17 protein-coding genes are annotated in these 16,836 nt (G+C 66.5%); 8 read left to right on the forward strand and 9 right to left on the reverse strand.

Annotation, left to right across the window (positions count from 1 at the left end):
• Window positions 1-511: 511 nt before the first annotated feature.
• Window positions 512-1,030 carry an arsenic resistance N-acetyltransferase ArsN2 gene (gene arsN2 / locus BST28156_RS31570; protein ID WP_081074499.1) on the reverse strand — a complete coding sequence of 173 codons (519 nt, stop codon included), beginning with the start codon at window positions 1,028-1,030 and terminating at the stop codon, window positions 512-514.
• Window positions 1,031-1,263: 233 nt separating this feature from the next.
• Between arsN2 and BST28156_RS31575 the strand changes: the two genes are divergently transcribed.
• Complete coding sequence (locus BST28156_RS31575; protein ID WP_081074500.1) at window positions 1,264-1,479, forward strand: hypothetical protein; 216 nt, start codon at window positions 1,264-1,266, stop codon at window positions 1,477-1,479.
• Window positions 1,480-2,045: 566 nt separating this feature from the next.
• Here the strand turns inward: BST28156_RS31575 and BST28156_RS31580 are convergent.
• From BST28156_RS31580 to BST28156_RS31595, 4 genes are all read right to left on the reverse strand, one after another.
• A complete protein-coding gene (locus tag BST28156_RS31580; RefSeq protein WP_155774255.1) occupies window positions 2,046-2,228 on the reverse strand; it encodes a hypothetical protein in 183 nt (60 codons plus the stop codon).
• A gap of 86 nt (window positions 2,229-2,314) precedes the next feature.
• On the reverse strand, window positions 2,315-3,391 hold the full coding sequence (locus BST28156_RS31585) for a saccharopine dehydrogenase family protein (RefSeq protein ID WP_174904294.1): 1,077 nt from the start codon (window positions 3,389-3,391) through the stop codon (window positions 2,315-2,317).
• A gap of 52 nt (window positions 3,392-3,443) precedes the next feature.
• Complete coding sequence (locus BST28156_RS31590) at window positions 3,444-4,388, reverse strand: alpha/beta hydrolase (protein ID WP_174904295.1); 945 nt, start codon at window positions 4,386-4,388, stop codon at window positions 3,444-3,446.
• A 13-nt stretch (window positions 4,389-4,401) separates the two neighbouring features.
• On the reverse strand, window positions 4,402-5,916 hold the full coding sequence (locus tag BST28156_RS31595) for a flavin-containing monooxygenase (RefSeq protein ID WP_174904296.1): 1,515 nt from the start codon (window positions 5,914-5,916) through the stop codon (window positions 4,402-4,404).
• Between the two features lie 98 nt (window positions 5,917-6,014).
• Between BST28156_RS31595 and BST28156_RS31600 the strand changes: the two genes are divergently transcribed.
• On the forward strand, window positions 6,015-7,031 hold the full coding sequence (locus BST28156_RS31600; protein WP_059605883.1) for an AraC family transcriptional regulator: 1,017 nt from the start codon (window positions 6,015-6,017) through the stop codon (window positions 7,029-7,031).
• Window positions 7,032-7,196: 165 nt separating this feature from the next.
• Window positions 7,197-7,862, forward strand: a complete 666-nt coding sequence (locus BST28156_RS31605) for a cysteine hydrolase family protein (protein WP_174904297.1) — start codon at window positions 7,197-7,199, stop codon at window positions 7,860-7,862.
• Window positions 7,863-8,033: 171 nt separating this feature from the next.
• Here BST28156_RS31605 and BST28156_RS31610 read toward each other — a convergent pair whose 3' ends face one another.
• The 3 genes from BST28156_RS31610 to BST28156_RS31620 all read right to left on the reverse strand — a co-directional run bounded on the left by BST28156_RS31610 (window position 8,034) and on the right by BST28156_RS31620 (window position 10,978).
• Window positions 8,034-8,765 (reverse strand): ribonuclease T2, encoded by a 732-nt coding sequence (locus BST28156_RS31610; protein WP_060245630.1) that lies wholly within the window; start codon window positions 8,763-8,765, stop codon window positions 8,034-8,036.
• Window positions 8,766-8,928: 163 nt separating this feature from the next.
• Window positions 8,929-9,411 (reverse strand): hypothetical protein, encoded by a 483-nt coding sequence (locus BST28156_RS31615; RefSeq protein ID WP_254596460.1) that lies wholly within the window; start codon window positions 9,409-9,411, stop codon window positions 8,929-8,931.
• Window positions 9,412-9,574: 163 nt separating this feature from the next.
• Window positions 9,575-10,978 carry an HdeD family acid-resistance protein gene (locus BST28156_RS31620; RefSeq protein WP_174904299.1) on the reverse strand — a complete coding sequence of 468 codons (1,404 nt, stop codon included), beginning with the start codon at window positions 10,976-10,978 and terminating at the stop codon, window positions 9,575-9,577.
• A gap of 111 nt (window positions 10,979-11,089) precedes the next feature.
• On the opposite strand from BST28156_RS31620, the gene BST28156_RS31625 reads away from it, so the two are divergent.
• The 4 genes from BST28156_RS31625 (at window position 11,090) to BST28156_RS31640 (ending at window position 14,120) form a co-directional block, all read left to right on the forward strand.
• Window positions 11,090-11,950 carry a hypothetical protein gene (locus BST28156_RS31625; protein WP_244131349.1) on the forward strand — a complete coding sequence of 287 codons (861 nt, stop codon included), beginning with the start codon at window positions 11,090-11,092 and terminating at the stop codon, window positions 11,948-11,950.
• Between the two features lie 34 nt (window positions 11,951-11,984).
• Window positions 11,985-12,575 carry a helix-turn-helix domain-containing protein gene (locus BST28156_RS31630; RefSeq protein WP_174904300.1) on the forward strand — a complete coding sequence of 197 codons (591 nt, stop codon included), beginning with the start codon at window positions 11,985-11,987 and terminating at the stop codon, window positions 12,573-12,575.
• A 171-nt stretch (window positions 12,576-12,746) separates the two neighbouring features.
• Window positions 12,747-13,328: an HD domain-containing protein gene (locus BST28156_RS31635; RefSeq protein ID WP_174904301.1), complete on the forward strand. Its 582-nt coding sequence runs from the start codon at window positions 12,747-12,749 to the stop codon at window positions 13,326-13,328.
• A gap of 63 nt (window positions 13,329-13,391) precedes the next feature.
• Window positions 13,392-14,120, forward strand: a complete 729-nt coding sequence (locus BST28156_RS31640) for a class I SAM-dependent methyltransferase (RefSeq protein WP_174904302.1) — start codon at window positions 13,392-13,394, stop codon at window positions 14,118-14,120.
• 17 nt (window positions 14,121-14,137) lie between these two features.
• Here the strand turns inward: BST28156_RS31640 and BST28156_RS31645 are convergent, their stop codons facing one another.
• On the reverse strand, window positions 14,138-15,691 hold the full coding sequence (locus tag BST28156_RS31645; protein WP_174904303.1) for an MFS transporter: 1,554 nt from the start codon (window positions 15,689-15,691) through the stop codon (window positions 14,138-14,140).
• A gap of 187 nt (window positions 15,692-15,878) precedes the next feature.
• Between BST28156_RS31645 and BST28156_RS31650 the strand changes: the two genes are divergently transcribed.
• Window positions 15,879-16,784, forward strand: coding sequence for a LysR family transcriptional regulator (locus BST28156_RS31650; RefSeq protein WP_009692654.1), 906 nt, complete (start codon window positions 15,879-15,881; stop codon window positions 16,782-16,784).
• Window positions 16,785-16,836: the final 52 nt, after the last annotated feature.

Below are 16,836 nucleotides of genomic sequence, written 5' to 3' on the forward strand. Positions count from 1 at the left end.
ACTACACCAGCGTCACCGAGGTCTTCGAAATGCGGATCCCGAACGCCAGCGAGGAGGAAGCCAATGGGCTCGAAGGGTCGGCTGGCTGACCATCGCTCGAAGGTATCGGCGTGCCACCGCGCCGGCGTGAGGTGGGCGAGGTGATTTCGTCGTGCTCGGCTTCCGTGCACGACACCACGAATGTACGGAGGAAGCTACACGCTGCGTTCTCGTGAAGCTACGTTTCGGCATCCACAGTGACGCCGACGTTCGAATGATCGGTTGCTGTGGTGGAACCGCCGCCATAGCTTCCGGGGAATAGGGCTGACGAGTGCCCTTTTTGGCCGAACCCGGTGGTCGAAGGCGCGGGCACTTGCCCGCGCAGTCTCTCCCCGAGAGATTACCCGTCAGTTATATTGCCGGAGAGCCAGCACGCTAGCGCTGGAGTGGTTGACGACTTATTCGGGGCGGTCGATTTTTTGAGGCGTCGCAGGACTGTTACTAGAGCAAAAGATCGAGGCGCCACGCACCGTTATAGCGTCTTCGCCATGCACGTAGCCGACGCGGGACAGAGAGACGCAAATTGCGAGGTGGACTGAATTCCGCCCGGCGCTACCGCCCTCTCGTACTTGTGATATCCGATGCCCGAGAAATAGTCGGCTGCGGTCGTCGTGAGCAGGAACAGACGGCGCACGCCGTGAGCTATTGCGTCCTGTTCCGCCGCAGCCACAAGTGTGCGACCCAGCCCTTCCCGGCGTGCGCCGTCTGCGACAGCTAGAGATCGCAGCAGCGCATCCGTCCCGTATTGCTCGATCGCAACACATCCGATGAGGCTTCCGTCCGCAACAGATGCAACAAAGAATCGAGGGATGCTCTCGACGGTTACATCCTCGTTTGGCAGATCTTCACTTTCAAGCAGCGTGCGTATGGCGGGATAGTCGGCGGCGTGCGCCCGACGAACAAGATGTGCATTCACACGAAGCCCCCCGAATATCAGCGACAGCCAGGAATGTAGAGCATGTCCGGCAACAAGAAGCAGGGTTCCCGGCATTCGCCGGAATCCCGATTCGGCCACCATTGTCAACGAACTTCGACGCCGGGTCGAATATCCCAGGTGTGGATCACGTTTTGCCGCCCCGTTATTTGTTTCGAAATTGTGACAAATGGAGCATCCAACCATTCGCAACGTCTTCGATATTGCGCCGCAACATAAACACCCGTAAACTGCACTCGGGCTTTCAAAGGAGTTGCCCCTTCAGTCGCTACATGTCGGGAGGGCACGCCATGACGACTTCTGCACCAACCTTGAGCGAGGCGCCCCCTGTTCTCCATGTGTTCGAGCAAGATGGAGGTTGGCATTGGGGCATTACGGTTCCGCGGTCGACAGGATCCGGATTCAAACTGATCGCGTTCAGTCAGCACGTGTTTCCCGCCGAAGACGCCGCTCGACACGATGGCGCGCAGGCATTGGCCGCCATTGCCGACAACAGCGAAAACTGAGCTCGATTCCTCCTTACAGCACGGCACTGCTATAGTTCGACGGTTGCCGCAAATCCCGACCGAAATGTCCTGCGAAGCCTGCGATCACATGCAGTGCAGCGACGCGACCGTGCCACACAACGGATTGCGTGCTTTGCGCAAACCCCGCAAGCTGCGTCCGCTTGGCCGGAACCCGTTGCTGGTTCAGCGCTATGAGTGTCGGCTGTGCGGGACAAACTGGATACGTGAATCCGATCCCCAGACACCCGACCGCATCGAATGGGTCTGTCTGTACCATGCATCGAACATCCTGGATCCGCTTGCGGCAATCGAGCCGCAAGCTTCATCGCCGACGAATAGAACTGAAAGCGCCATCGCCGAGGATCGCGCCGGTCCTTCCGACGCACTGTGCAAGGGAGTCGGCGCCGTACGCCGTGCGGTCTAGCGACCGACCGACCACGCCACGTCCTCATTCCGCACGAACGCTCCGCGACACCATCGGCCGGCACCGTGGGCGCCGGACGCGAAATGCGAAAACCGCGAGGGCGGCTTTTTCATTTGGCGCTCAGCGTCCGGCAGATCTGAATTCAGCGGCGAATACGGTTTTCGACCGTCGACAACGCCGTCACGGGTCCGGTGGCGGCCGACTCGTCGGGCAATACGACACCCGGAAAACGCTCGAACACGCTTGCTTTGCGCTGTGCTTTCGGCCGAAAGGATCCGGATTGCTCCGATCTGTGCTGCGCCATAACGATGGCGAACAGGTCCATGCATGGGCAGACACCGACCGTTAAATGGGTTCGTGCGCGAGCCCCATGACCGATATCTTCCGCGAACCGCGTGCGGCGCCACCGCATCACGACGCCAATCGCCGCACGCCCGGCTCGCCCGGATACGACACGTCGAAACCCGCGCGTTCGAGAAAGAACGCGCTGCCCATCAGCATCGACGGCGTCCGATAGCCCGCCGGCACCGGGTCGGTCAGGCAGTGGCTCGCAATCGCGAGCGAGGTATCCGCCGTCATCGCATAGACGTTCGGCGCCGACATCTTCATCGTAACGGTTTCGCCCCGAGGGTTGGTCGCCTCGGCCCAGAACTCCGTTCGCTGCACATCGCGTGCGCCCGCGTCCGGACCGCCGGCAAAGAACCGCCGTGCAAGCCGGTCCAGTACCCGCGAAACGGCACGAACGGCGAACAGCCCGCGCATGAAGTTGGTGAGCCGCATCGTCAGCCCGAGCGTGAGGGGCAACGCGCAATAGACGAGCCCGTCCGGTACGCCGGTCGATACGCCCGCGGTGAACACGTCGCCCCATGGAATCGACACGCCCCACCGCGCGCCGCCGGGAAACGGGATACGTCTGATGCGCCACGCATTGGGCACGGAAACGAGGCGGTGATTGCGTCGGACCAGCCCGCCGCTTGCCGCGGACTCCAGGATTGTCTTCGCCGTGCCGATGCTCGGTTTCGTTCCGAACGAAAACGCGAGGTCGATCCGCGTTGCATCGGGCATCCGCTCCTTCAGCGCCGCGGCAAGGCTATCGGTGGGCACGATGTCGAACCCCGCGCCGGGGCAGAGCACGATGCCGGCATCGGCGGCGCGTGCGTGCTGCGCATGGCAGAACTGGAAAACCGGAATTTCGCCCGTGATGTCCACATAATGGACATGCGAATCGATGCAGGCTTCGACGAACGCTACGGCAGTCGTCGAGAACGGCCCGGCGCAATTCAGCACGACGGCGACGTTTTCGAGGTTCGCTTTCGCGTTCGCCACCTCGAACGCCCTCGCCTCCAGACCGAACGCATCCGCAAGCGGCTTGAGCTTCCTGCCGTCCCGCCCGGCAACGATCGGCCGCATGCCCTGGCGCACTGCTTCACGCACGACCAGTTCACCCGTGTAGCCGTATGCGCCGTAAATCATCAACGCTTTACTCACCGCTCGATCTCCTTGCACCGGCCGTCACCGTCATTCATTCCCGCACGCATCGTCATGCGACATGCGCCGCTTGCAGGCGCTGCCCGGCGACCTCGGTCCGGACCGGCTCCGCAAGGCCGACGTGCCGGTCCAGAAAGCCGAGCTGCAGTTCGATACTCTGCATGCAAACCGCCTCGTCTTCCAGATGAAGCTCGAAATGGTTGCCATCCAGCAGGTGAAATTCGCACTGCGGAATGCGCATCGCTGCGCGCCACGCCGCCGAAGCCGGCGTAACCGTATCGCGCCGACCGGCGACGATCAGCGTCGGCGCCACGACCCGATGGGCCGAGCGGACCGGACTATAGAACGGCACTTCGAGGAAAACCCGCGCAAGCGTCTTGTTTTCCCAGTTGGCGCCTGCGGGTAGCAGCCGCGCATAACCCTCCCGGCATTCGGCGCTCGTCAGCGCTGCGACATCGCCCGGGCGCCCGACGATCGGCCTGTAATAAGGATGGCCGAACAGCCGGCCGCCATGGTCGAGCAGCGCCGCCATGCCCAATCGCGCCAGCACGTGCACCGGTACCTGCCGGACGCTGGCGATGCCGCTCACATGCGGCACCTGGGCGATCACGGCGCGAATCCGATGGTCGTTCGCGGCCGTCCGGATCACATGCCCGCCGGAAAACGACGTGCCCCACAACACGATGCGCTCCCGGTCGATACCGGACAGCGTCCGGACATGCGCGACGGCCGCGGCCCAGTCGGCGAGGTGCCGGCGCGGGCTGACCCAGTGCCGGGGCATGCCGTCGCTGTCGCCGAAGTTGCGATAGTCGAACAGGTACACCGCGTACCCGTGCGCAACGAAGCGCCGCGCAAACGCGTGCAGGCCGGCCGCGCGAATCGCGCCGAAGCCGTGCGCCATGACGATGACGGGCGGTCTTCCGTTCCCGTCCGGCAGCATGAGCGTCCCGGCGCAATCCTCGCCCTGGCTCGGAAACCTCGAATCGAAACTGAGCATGGTCGACTCCCGGTCACGCGGACGCGGCTTGCTCGCCGGCCAAACCGGCGACAGCCGCCGCATCCGCGCCGGCCGCCGCACGGCGGAATACCAGCGCGGAATCGGCGATGCCGTCCTTCAGCAGCATGTCGCGATCGGCCTCGAGGCTGTGCAGGACGCGCCACGGCAACGCCCTTCCCTGGCGCGGCAGCACATCCTGGCCGCGCTGCACATAGCCCGACTGCAGCGAACCGAGGATCGATTCGTCGAGCATCTCGCCGCCGGGCGCATGAGCCGTCACCGTCTGGAACCCTTCGGTATCCATATGCTTCAGCAGACGGCACACATAGTTCGCCGCCATGTCGATCTTGAGCGTCCACGGCGCGTTGGTATAGCCGAACAGGTAGGCAAAATTCGGCACGTCCTGCATCAGCACGCCCTTGTACGTCATCGTCTTGCCGACCTCGACCTTTCGCCCGTCGACATGCAGGCTCATGCCGCCAAGCGACTGAAGCTGCAGTCCCGTCGCGGTGACGACGATATCCGCTTCGAGCGTCTTGCCCGATTTCAGCAGGATGCCGCTTTCGGTGAACGTGTCGATATGATCGGTCACGACGGACGCTTTGCCGTCGCGCAGCACCTTGAACAGGTCGCCGTCCGGAACCGCGCACAGCCGTTCGTCCCACGGGTTGTACTTCGGCGTGAAGTGACGCATGTCGACGCCGCTGCCGACCCGCTTCTCGACGTGGGACAGCAGCCAGGAGCGGATCGGACGCGGCCATCGTTTGGCCGCCTTGTAGATCAGACGCTGCAGGCGGATATTGCGCCAGCGCGCCAGCCCGTACACCCACCGGGTCGGCAGTACGCGATCGAGCGCCGCGGAGATCTTGTCGTAGGCCGGAACCGAAAAGATGTAGCTCGGCGAGCGCTGCAGCATCGTGACGTGAGCCGCGCGGCCGGCCATCGCGGGCACGAGCGTCACGGCCGTTGCCCCGCTGCCGATCACGACGACGCGCTTGCCGCGATAGTCGAGGTCCTCGGGCCAGTGCTGCGGGTGAATGCGCAGTCCTTTGAATCGCTCTTGTCCGGGGAAGTGCGGCAAGTAGCCCTGATCGTGGTTGTAATAGCCGGTACAGGGAATCAGGTACGCGCAGGTGAAAGTCAGCGCTTCTCCGGTATCTTCCTGCCGCGCACTGACCGTCCAGCGGCGCCGCTCGGTCGACCACGATGCGCCGTCGATCCGGATGCCGAACCGGATGAGCCGGTCGACACCATGCTCGCGCGCGGTATCGGCAACGTATTGCCGGATCGACGGGCCATCGGCGAGAACCTTGTATTCATGCCACGGCCGGAATTGGTAGCCGAAGCTGAACATGTCCGAGTCGGACCGAATGCCGGGATAACGGAACAAATCCCACGTCCCGCCGATCGCGCGACGGCGCTCGAGAATGCCAACGCGCTTGTCCGGACATTCCCGCGCCAGATGGCATGCCATCCCGATCCCGGAAATGCCGGCTCCAATGATCAGGACGTCGTAGTCGGTCTTCATCGGATGTCTCCTCGTTGTTGGTGATCGACACCCGCACTCTAGCAATCGCGCACGCCCGTTATTTGACGTCACGAGACTATTGTTTTACATTTTGAGACATGGATCCCCTGGTCAGAGCGAGCGGCCTTCGCGGCTACCCTGCCCTCATGCGCGACATGGGCTGCGATCCCGTGCCGTTGCTGCGCCGGTATCACATCGCGGAAGCCGCACTGGAACGGGACGACACGCTGATATCGCTGCGCTCCGCCACGCATCTGCTGGAAGCCAGCGCCGAGCTGACATGCTGCGGCGACTTCGGCTTGCGCCTGTCGTCGTATCAGAGCATCGACGTGCTGGGTCCGTTGAGCATCGTGCTGCGCAATGCGCCCACGATCCGGGACGCGCTGAACGATGTGATTCGCTACCTGTTCGTGCACAGCCCGGGCATCGTCGTGTCGGTCAACGAGCGTAGCCCGCTGGTCGAGAACACCGTCGCGGTGTCCGTCGAGCTTCATCTGTCCGGTCCGGTCGTTACCCGGCAAAACAGCGACCTGTGCCTCGCGGACGCGCACAACTTCCTGCGGCTCTTTGCCGGAAACAGATACGCGCTGCAAGCGGTGTCGATACCGCACGAACCGGTTGTCGGCCGCGCGGTGTACGAGCGTTTCTTCGGCGCGAGACTGCTGGAGGAACCGGTCGGCGCCACGCTGTATCTGGCGCGCGATACGTTCGCCGCCAATGTGCAGGGCGCGAACGTCTCGTTTCATCAGATCGCGGAAGACTACATTTTCCGGAATTTCGGGGCCGCCCAGGGAAACACGTCGGATCGCGTCCGGCAGGTGTTGCGGCAAACGCTCGGCACGTCGAGCGCCGACAAGGCCGGCGTCGCCGCCGTGCTTGCGCTGCATCCGAGAACGCTGCAGCGTCGCCTCTGCGCAGAGGGGACAAGCTTCGAAATTCTCAGGGACGACGTCCGCAAGCAGCTCGCCGTGCACTATCTTCGCAACACCCGGCTGACCATCGGCCAGATTTCGTTGATGCTCGGCTTTCCTGCGCAATCGGCGTTATCGCGCGCTTGTCGCCAGTGGTTCGATCTCACGCCTTCGGAGATCCGCGGCGGCAATCGGCCAACGTGAGCGCCGCCGGATGGCAAAGTAGACGATCGCGCGTCCCGCCGGCGGAGGCGCTTCATCGCTCGCGAATTCGACATGAGCGATGCACGACTCGCCCACGGTGGACGACCGACACCCTTTGCCGGTACAAATAGCGCTATCCGAATCAGCAGCCCTGGGAGACCCTCCGTGACCCATCCGGGAAACGCATCCGATACCGCACCGGCAACCCGCGCAGCCCACGACGGTGACGCGACGGGCAGCCCCGCCGCGCAACGCGAAGCGTCGCCGCTGCCGGTCATCACGCCCGCGCGCACCGCGCTGCTCGTCATGCATTACCAGACCGACATCCTCGGGCTCTTTCCGTCGGTCGCCCCCACCCTGCTCGCCAACACGCGCGCGCTATGCGACGCGGCACGCGCCAACGGCGTCGGCGTCTATTTCGCGAACCTGCGGTTCAGCCCCGGCTATCCGGAAGTCAGCCCGCTGAACAAGAACGGGCAAGGCATCAAGCAACTCGGCCTGTTCATCGACGACGCGCCGTCGCCGGAACTCGGCCGGCGCGACGACGAGCCGCTGATCTTCGCGCATCGCGCCAGCGTGTTCTTCGGCACCGATCTGCAGGCGCGTCTCGCCGCGCAACGTATCGACTCGCTGATCATGGCCGGCATCGCGTCGACCGGCGTGGTGCTGTCGTCGGTCGCCCATGCGAGCGACGCGGACTTCCGCCTGTACACGGTCAAGGACTGCTGCTACGACCCGGATCCGGTGGTTCACGAACACCTGTTCGCCACCGCGTTCGAAACGCGCACGACGGTGCTGTCGCTCGACGACGCGTTGCGAATGCTCGCCTAGCGTCGCGATTGTCACGACGTCGCCGTCGCCGCGCGGAAACGACGCATCAGGTACGCAGTCAGTGCCAGGCCGACGGCCGGACGACGATTCGCGCCGCGGCGCCCGACGGCGCGCCCTGCTTGTGGCGCGGCGAGCGGAGCAGGCACATTCGAACGCCGCCCCGCATCCGCATCATTTCGCGATCAGCACGCCTGAAGTCGGACAGGTGCCCTGCGTATTGCCGTCCGTCACGAGCGACGCGGCGCTCGGGAACTGCGCGGTCGCGTTCGTCTTCACCGCGATCCACGCCTCCGTGAAATAGCTGACGCCGTTGACCTTCGTGCACTTCAGCGACACCGCGCTGCGCGTGTTGCTGCCGAACGCGCCTTCGAACGCGGACAGCAACTGGTTGCGCGTCACCGTCTTGCCCGCGTTCGCCTGCAGGTATGCGTTGAACGACGTATTGCCGAGCCGGCCGATCATGCCGGTCGCCTGGTTCCAGTACGCGTCGGGCGACGCCGAATTCGAGCAGGTGCCGTGCTTGAACCATTCGTGCCGATCGAGGCACGACGCGACGCCGGGCATGTAGGTCGACAGCGTGTTGCGGGTCGCGGCGCCGATCGGGTACGCATCCATGCTGCACCACTGGTGGCCGTTGTCGAGGTCGATGTCGCGTTGCGGCACGCCGCAGTAGAACGGCTGGTTGCCGTCGTAGTTGTTCGGCCACAGCCCGTGCAGCGACAGGCTCGTCGCCGCATACGAGCCGGCGAGGTTCGTGCACTCGGGCGTGTCGTGCGATGCGCAGAAGCCGGGCTCCCACGATGCGGCGAGCAGCAGGTAGTCGTAGCCGGTCTGCGCAGCGGCGGACAGCGATGCGGCGGCGACGGCGAGTGCGCACGCGGCGCGGGTAAGCGTCTTGAGCATGGCGATTCCTCGGAAAGGCTCGCGGTCGCGGGATGCGCCGCAAGATCGTCGAATGTCTGCCCGCGATTGTGACTGCCGCAACGTGGCACGCATATGAAGCTCTGCGAAACAGGCGTGGTCTTGCTGCGACGCGCGTCGCGCATTCAGTGCGCCGCGTGCACGCTCACGATCCGCTGCCGAGCTGCGAGCACGCGCGCGCCGCCGAATCGGGACCTTCGAGCGCGAGGATCTGCCACACGCCGAGGCTGACGCGCTGGCGCGCCGCCACCGACGCATCGGCCAGCAGCGCCTCGACGCGCGGCGCCGCGTCGGGTACCTGCCGCTTCAGCGCCGCGTGATGCCGCGCGCGCGATTCGGGTTCGGACTCGTAGACGTCGCACAGCCGCACCATGCCGGCGAGACCGGCCAGGTCGTCGTCCTGGTCGAGCGCGCCCGGCTCGACCGGCGCGAGCCCCTTGCGTTCCGCCGCCGGCAGCTTGCCGCGCGCGGCTTCGTCGATCGTCACCGCGGACGCCGGCGGCAGCCCGCCGATCGCCGCGACGATCCGGCTGCCCGCGGCGATCATGTCGCCCTGGCACGCGATTTTTTCGTCGGCCGCGACGTTCGAGCAGAACGACACCGATGTCCGGTACACGTCGTCGCTCATGCGCGGCATCTCGTCCGCGCCCGCATGCGCGAGACCAGCGCATGCAAGCGCCGCGGAAAGGGCAGTCAGAAGGCGGACCGCATGCTTGTCGTTCATTGTTGTCGTTCGTCTTGCCGGTTATTTTCTTCAGCGAAACACGCCGGGCCCTCCGGCGTCGCACGCCTCATTTCGCCGATGCCGCCTTCGAGCCGCCGGCCGCCAGCGCATCGCTGTCCTGCTCGCGCCATGCACGGCGCGACGCGACGATCGCGCGCACCGCCGAGCGGGCGACCTTCCACCACGCAAACGGCCGCGGGTCCGCGAGCATGCTGAGCGCGCGCGCATAGTCGAGTGTGAGCCCGGGCGTCCACGCCATCGTCACCGCGCGCTTGCGGATCTGGGCGGCGACCCACAGCTCGGGCGTCAGCAGCAGCCGCACGAACGCGCCCCAACCGGCGCGCGCGCCCCGCAGCCGCCACACCGCACCGTCGAGCGCGGCTTCGAGCGCGTTCGACACGGTGCTCGAGCAGTTCCGGTGCGTGAGGTTGTAGGTCGTGTTCTGCCGGTACGACGCCCAGAACGCGGCCAGCTTCGCGGGATCGTAGTTGCGGATGCGCACGCGCACGGTCGACGGGCACCATGCCTTCGACTCGGTCGCGTAGTCCGGCTGGAACAGGCCCGGCACGTCGTTTTCTCGCGTGGCGCGCAGGATTCGCGTGAATTCTTCGGGAGACCGATCGATCTCGACGCCCGGATACAGGCTGATATAAATCCCCTCCGGCGATTCCAGCGCCGCGTGTCCGGTCGAGATCACGCCGTTGACATCCACCGCCGCGATGTAGCGGTCGATCACCGGATAACGCTGCGCCTCGGCCTTCGACGTGCCGGTCGGCGTCCACACGTGCACGGTCAGCGCATGCTCGTCGTCGGCCGGCGGGCCGTCCCATTCGGTTTGCGTGAACGGCGGGATGTCGGATGCGGGATCGAGGTCGGGCGCGATCGCCGGCGCGGGCGACGTCGCGAACGCCGGATTGCGAGTGAGCCGCCGCACGCGCGATGCGAGGCTCAGCATGTGCATGCCGCCGAACATCAGCAGCAGCCCGAGGCAGTACGGGACGGTGCCCGCATAGTGCGTCGGGTACGGCTGATAGAAGAAGATCGCGAGCAGGATCTCGACCACGCCCCATGCAAACGCGACGTTCCAGCGCCGGTAGCGCACCATCCACGCGGCCGTGCATTGCAGCAGCCCGTCGACCAGAAACAGCGTGCCGAAGATCATCGACAGCAGGAAGTGGCCGTGATGATGCCCGGCGAACACAAGCCCGGCGGCCACGACCACCACGATGCCCTTCACGTAGCGCAGGATGCGCTGCCCGCCGACGCCGCTGCCGGCCACCGCGAGCGTCGCGAGCCCTTCGATCAGGAACAGCCACGCGAAGAATTCGATCGGGAAATGCAGCGCGCCGTCGAGCGCGTCGACGAAAATGCCGACGCCCGCGACGACCCACAACCAGCCGAACACGGTCAGCCCGCGCCAGCGCGTGCGCAGATATTCGATGCCCAACAGCAGCAAGACCAGTCGTACCATCGCGCCCTCGATTCATTTTTCTGAGAAACGCGCCGCGACGCGTTTCCTGTCGTTTCGACCGTGCGTCGCGCGACACACGCATCGGCAAGCGGCCATCGTTGCCGGCGCGTCATGCCCATCGACACGATCGATGGCGGCCGGCACATGCTGCACTGGCCGAATAATAAGATATGGCGCGGCAGGTTGAAAGCCTGCCGAAACCGGTTTCGCCGCAAACGCCGCGCGCGGGCGGCCGCGTGCGCATGCGTCGACAATTTCCGCCGGATCGGCCAGAATCGTCGGCTCCGAGGGCGAGAGCCACCTGTAACCGCATCAGACGGGACAACAACAATGCGCATTTCGACTACACGCCGACGCTGGCTGGGCGCGGCGCTGGCCGCGAGCAGCATCATGCTGTCGGGCTGCTTCACGCCGAAACTGTACGAGGAAGGCGGCTACCATGAAGACGTATCCGGCTTCATGGTGACGGAAGACGGCAAGAAGCTCGTCGTGCTGGGCGCGCGCTACCACTACATCTTCGATCTGCCGGATCGACTGCGGCGGGTGCTGCTGTCCGACTACCGGAAGTCGCTGCGCTCCGACTTCTATGCCTTTCATGCCAGCGGCAGCAGCGTAACGGGCCATTACTCGACCGTGTTGCCGAACGGCGCTTCGGCGGAAGACCGGCAGGCGGCTGCCGCGGACGGGTTCGCCATCCGCGTCAATGATCTCGAGCTCGACGGCGAAGTCAGCGGCAAGCGCTATTCGACGGAAGGCTTCGCCGCGCAGCACAAGGTCGTCGCGCAGCCGTTCAACAAGCCGTATTCGGCGTACATCCGGGAATCGCCGTCCGTGGTCGGCATGGGCCTGCGGATTCTCGCGACCCCGGTTACGGTCGCCGCCGACGGCGTGCTCGTCCTCGGCGGCGTGGTGCTGCTGCCGGTCGCCTATGTCGTGATCCAGAGCAATGGCGGATTGCGCATCGGCCCGTAGCCGCCGCATCCCCTTCAACGACCGGAGTACCGACATGCCGGATTCGCCGCTTCAGGTTCCACCGCTCGGCCCGCAGCTCAGGCGCTGGCGTGCGCTGCACCGTATCAAGCAGAGTCATGCCGCCGAGTTGTTCGGCGTCGCGCAATCGACGATCTCGCGCTGGGAAGCGGGCCTCCAGCAGATGTCGCCCGACGAGCGCGCGACGGCCGAACGGCTGCTTGCCGCGCGCATCGACGCGGCGGGCGACCGCGCGCTCGCGCGGCTCGTCGCGGGCAGCGCCGGCCGCGTGCACCTCGTCTGCGACCTCACGCACCGCCTGCTCGCGTGCTCGCCGGCGCGCGCGGCCGAATTCTCCAAACCGCTGTCGATGCTGCTCGGCACGTCGCTGTGGCGCTACGCGACAGCGGAAATCGTCCGCATGGAAACGGCACTCGACGCGCTCGGCTGGCATGACCGCGCGGGGCCGCCGAGCGTCGAGTTCGACACCGGTGTGAACGCGTCGCGCATCGTGCCGATTCGTCGCAGCCGGTGCCGCTGGACACGGATGACGCTGTCGGACGGGTCGGCCGCGCGGCTCGTCGAAACGCTCGACGACGTGCGTGCCGGATGCGAACCGCGTTCGTGAAGCGGGAATGCGCGTGATGGGCGGCTGCCGCGTCGCTCGGCCGAATCGCCGCATCGACGCTCGCGTCGCCGCATGACACGCCCGACAAGCCGCCGTCCACGCATATTTCATGCGTGGACGCACGGCCCGCACACCGCGTACGCTGGACAGCTCTCCCTGGGAAATCCGATCATGAACCCCGACACGATCCACGCGCGCGTCGCGTTCCTGCGAGAAGCCGAACGCCTGAAGGACGTGCTGCGCAGCGGCCACACGTCGTCCGGCCGCGCGGAAAGCACCGCCGAGCACAGCTGGCGGCTGTGCCTGATGGCGCTCGCGTTCGCCGACGCGCTGCCCGGCGTCGATACGCTGAAGCTGCTGAAACTGTGCGTCGTCCACGATCTCGGCGAGGCGCTGCACGGCGACATTCCCGCGAACGAGCAGGCCGCGCATCCCGACAAGCACGCACGGGAACGCGACGACCTGCTGACGCTGACGGCCGGGCTCGACCGCGCGCTGCGCGACGAAATCGTGTCGCTGTGGGACGAATACGACGCGGCCGCGTCGCCGGAAGCGCAGGCCGCGAAGGCGCTCGACAAGCTGGAAACGATCCTTCAGCACAGCCAGGGCGTCAATCCGACCGACTTCGACTATGCGTTCAATCTCGATTACGGCCGGCGCTATACGGACGCCGCGCCGCTGTTCCGCGCGATCCGCGCGATCGTCGACGCCCACACGCACCGCAGGATCGACGTGCACGGCCCGCGCGCGTAAGCTCGCGGAACGGGGCCGGCATCGGGCGCCCGACGCCCCGCCCTTCCGCAACGCGCAACGCACATGACCCGGAACATCTACGACGACCCCGCTTTCTTCGACGGCTACAGCCGCCTGAGCCGTTCGGTCCACGGCCTCGACGGCGCGCCCGAATGGCCGGCGCTGCGCGCGCTGCTGCCGGACCTGCGCGGGCTGAACGTACTCGACCTCGGCTGCGGCTACGGCTGGTTCAGTCGCTGGGCGGCCGAACACGGCGCGGCGAGCGTGCTCGGCCTCGACCTTTCCGCGCGCATGCTCGAACGCGCGATGTCGTCCGCCGCGCATCCCGCGATCACGTACCGCCGCGCCGACCTCGAAACGGTCGAACTGCCGGCGGAGGCGTTCGATCTCGCGTACAGCTCGCTCGCGTTTCACTACCTCGAACACCTCGACACGCTGCTGCGCACGCTGCATCGCGCGCTCGTACCGGGCGGCCGGCTGGTGTTCTCGATCGAGCATCCGATCTACACGGCGCCGCGTCGGCCGGGTTTCGTCGTCGATGCGGACGGTCACCGTTCGTGGCCCGTCGACGGCTATCAGCGCGAGGGACCGCGCGTGACCGACTGGCTCGCACCGGGCGTCGTCAAGCAGCACCGCACGCTCGGCACGCTGGTGAACCTGCTGATCGGCAGTGGCTTCACGCTCACGCATCTGGACGAATGGGGGCCGACGCCCGGGCAGGTCGATGCGCAGCCCTCGCTTGACGAGGAACGCGACCGGCCGATGATGGCGATTTTTGCGGCGCAGCGGTAGCGCGGACGGCGCGACGCTCACCGGTCGATCCGGCACTCCGCGACAGACGCACGCCGCCGCGCCGGCGCAAACGCCACCGCACTCGCGGTCGCAAGCACGGCCACCCCCACCGCTCCGTACCCCATCACCCAGCCGAATCCATGCACGAGCGCCGCGTGCAACGCCGTGCCCGCCGAATCCGCGCGAACGAGTTCCGGTGCGAGCGTCAGCGCACCGCCTGCATGGCCGCCCGCGATCTGCTGAGCCAGCGCGCGCAGCGCCGCGTCGCCGATCGCGCCGCCCAGGTTCGCCTTCAGGCTCGCCACGATTCCCGCGACCAGCACGAATCCCATCGCCGCGATGTTCAGCGCGAGCGAAATCATCCGTGCACTCATGTCGATGCCCGACGCCATCCCCGCGCGCGCGCTCGGCACCGCGCCGGTGGTCGTGTTGGTGACGGGCGTATTCGTGAGCCCGAGCCCGACGCCGGCGATCACGCAGCCCGGCAGCATCGTGAGCCAGCTCGCATGTTCGGCCGCGCTGCCGAGCCGCATCAGCGCAAAGCCGGCCGCGATCGTGAACAGGCCGCCCGGGATCACGGCGCCCGGCCCGTAACGCAGCGCAAGCCGTTCGCCGAACGGCGGCACGACCAGCGTCGGCAGCGTATACGCGAGCAGCGCGAGGCCGGCCGTCACGCTGTCGTAGCCGAGCGCGACCTGGAACCAGATCGGCAGGTAGATCATGAACGGCCAGAAGCTGAAATTCATCCCCATCGAACCGAAGATTGCGCCCGTGAACGCGCGAATCCGGAACACCGAGAAATCGAACATCGGCCGCGCGCTCACGCGCTCCACGACGAAAAATCCGGCCAGCGCCAGCACCGTCGCGGCCAGCACACCGAGCCCGGCGGCGCTCGTCAGCCCGAGGGCCGCGCTTTGCGTGATGTAGAACGCAAGGCCCAGCACCGCGAGCGACAGCGTGACGATGCCCGCGACATCGAGCGTGCCCGCGTGCGGATCGCGCGACTCCTGCACCGCGCCGCCGATCAGCGCGAGCGCGACGGCCGCGAGCGGGGCGTGAACGAGAAACACCCACGGCCAGTCGGCAAGCGCGACGATCGCGCCGCCGACGATCGGCCCGAAGCCGAGCCCGATCCCGAACACGATGCCCCAGATCCCGAACGCGCGGCCACGTTCGCGCCCCTCGCGAAACTGGTGCGACAGCACCGCGATCTGGCAGATCAGCATCGCGCCGCCGCTCGCGCCCTGCAGCAACCGCCCCGCGACCAGCACCGGCACGTTCGGCGCGAGCCCGCACAGCAGCGACGTCGCGCCGAACAGCGCGGTGCCGATCACGTACACGCGCTTGCGGCCGAACCGGTCGGCCAGCGTGCCGGCCGCCATCAGCACCGTCGTGCACGCGATCGTGTACGCGTTCATGATCCACTGCATGCCGTTGAAATCGCCGTGCAGCACGCGTTCGAGCGTCGGCAGGATCACCGGCACGCTCGAGATCTCGAGCCCGAACATCAGCGACGTGAGACAGACGGCCGCGAGCGCGACCGCATTCCTGCGGGAGTCGGATAGCGTCATGCGAGTTTGCGCCGCGCCCCTGCGACAGGGCGCGCGCCTCCAGGTGTCATATCGAAGAAGGTTCGCCGCGCACGGCCGGCGACGCGCGCAGGGCGGGAATCGGTACTATAGTGAGAATTTCCCTCCCCATTGACGCTGCAATTTCCCTGGATTCGGGAACTGCATGCTCCAATAGGCGCTATCCACGATGACCGACAAACTCGACGGCGTTACGACGTTCGTGCAGGTGGTGGAATCCGGCAGCTTCGCGCTGGCGGCCGAGCGGCTCGACATGACGCGCTCGGCGGTCGGCAAGGCGATCGCGCGGCTCGAACAGCGGCTCGGCACGCGGTTGCTGCAGCGTACGACGCGCAGCCAGAGCCTGACCGACGACGGCCAGGCGTACTACGACCGCTGCGTGCGCGCGCTCGCGGAACTCGAGGCCGCGGAAGCCAATCTCGATTGCGGCCGCCACGAGCCGCGCGGCAAGCTGCGCCTGAGCGTGCCGCTCGCGTTCGGGCATCACTGCGTGACGCCCGTCGTGCTCGATCTCGCGCGCACCTATCCGCATCTGCGGATCGACGTGTCGATCACGGACCGCTTCGTCGATCTCGTCGACGAAGGCATCGATCTCGCGGTGCGCATCGGCCCGCTTGCCGACAGCACGAGCCTCGCCGTGCGGCGGCTCGGCACGCAGTACGGCAGTCTCGGCGCATCGCCGTCGTATCTCGCGCGCTACGGGACGCCGCACACGCTCGACGACCTGAAGACCCACCGGACGATCGCCTACTCGCGCTCGGGTGTGCCGCAGCCGTGGGACTTGCGCGCGCCGGACGGATCGACGGTGCGCGTCGACATGCAGCACCAGCTGAGCTTCGACGACGTGCAGGCGATCGCGGCGGCCGGCGCCTCGGGGTTCGGGATTGCGTGGCTGCCGAGCTGGCTGCTCGACCACTATGTGAAGCGCGGCGAGATGGCGGTCGTGCTCGACCGCTGCTTCGTCTGCGAAGGCGGCATTCACGCGATCTGGCCGAAGACGCGCTACCTGCCGCGCAAGACGCGCTGCGTGATCGACGCGCTCGCGCACGCGATTCCGCCGATGCTCGAACGATGAACGGGCGATAGACAAAAGGCACCGCGCGGCACGGCTGTCGTGCCCGCGCGGT

This window comes from Burkholderia pseudomultivorans (assembly GCF_902499075.1).
GTDB lineage: Bacteria > Pseudomonadota > Gammaproteobacteria > Burkholderiales > Burkholderiaceae > Burkholderia > Burkholderia pseudomultivorans.

Bases quoted from the DNA above. Each gene is read 5' to 3' on its own strand.
- BST28156_RS31615 (WP_254596460.1), bottom strand. From the start codon at position 9,411: ATGAGCGACGACGTGTACCGGACATCGGTGTCGTTCTGCTCGAACGTC.
- BST28156_RS31625 (WP_244131349.1), top strand. From the start codon at position 11,090: ATGCCCATCGACACGATCGATGGCGGCCGGCACATGCTGCACTGGCCG.
- BST28156_RS31630 (WP_174904300.1), top strand. From the start codon at position 11,985: ATGCCGGATTCGCCGCTTCAGGTTCCACCGCTCGGCCCGCAGCTCAGG.
- arsN2 (WP_081074499.1), bottom strand. From the start codon at position 1,030: ATGCCGGGAACCCTGCTTCTTGTTGCCGGACATGCTCTACATTCCTGG.
- BST28156_RS31610 (WP_060245630.1), bottom strand. From the start codon at position 8,765: ATGCTCAAGACGCTTACCCGCGCCGCGTGCGCACTCGCCGTCGCCGCC.
- BST28156_RS31590 (WP_174904295.1), bottom strand. From the start codon at position 4,388: ATGCTCAGTTTCGATTCGAGGTTTCCGAGCCAGGGCGAGGATTGCGCC.
- BST28156_RS31575 (WP_081074500.1), top strand. From the start codon at position 1,264: ATGACGACTTCTGCACCAACCTTGAGCGAGGCGCCCCCTGTTCTCCAT.
- BST28156_RS31600 (WP_059605883.1), top strand. From the start codon at position 6,015: ATGGATCCCCTGGTCAGAGCGAGCGGCCTTCGCGGCTACCCTGCCCTC.
- BST28156_RS31595 (WP_174904296.1), bottom strand. From the start codon at position 5,916: ATGAAGACCGACTACGACGTCCTGATCATTGGAGCCGGCATTTCCGGG.
- BST28156_RS31580 (WP_155774255.1), bottom strand. From the start codon at position 2,228: ATGGACCTGTTCGCCATCGTTATGGCGCAGCACAGATCGGAGCAATCC.
- BST28156_RS31640 (WP_174904302.1), top strand. From the start codon at position 13,392: ATGACCCGGAACATCTACGACGACCCCGCTTTCTTCGACGGCTACAGC.
- BST28156_RS31620 (WP_174904299.1), bottom strand. From the start codon at position 10,978: ATGGTACGACTGGTCTTGCTGCTGTTGGGCATCGAATATCTGCGCACG.
- BST28156_RS31650 (WP_009692654.1), top strand. From the start codon at position 15,879: ATGACCGACAAACTCGACGGCGTTACGACGTTCGTGCAGGTGGTGGAA.
- BST28156_RS31645 (WP_174904303.1), bottom strand. From the start codon at position 15,691: ATGACGCTATCCGACTCCCGCAGGAATGCGGTCGCGCTCGCGGCCGTC.
- BST28156_RS31635 (WP_174904301.1), top strand. From the start codon at position 12,747: ATGAACCCCGACACGATCCACGCGCGCGTCGCGTTCCTGCGAGAAGCC.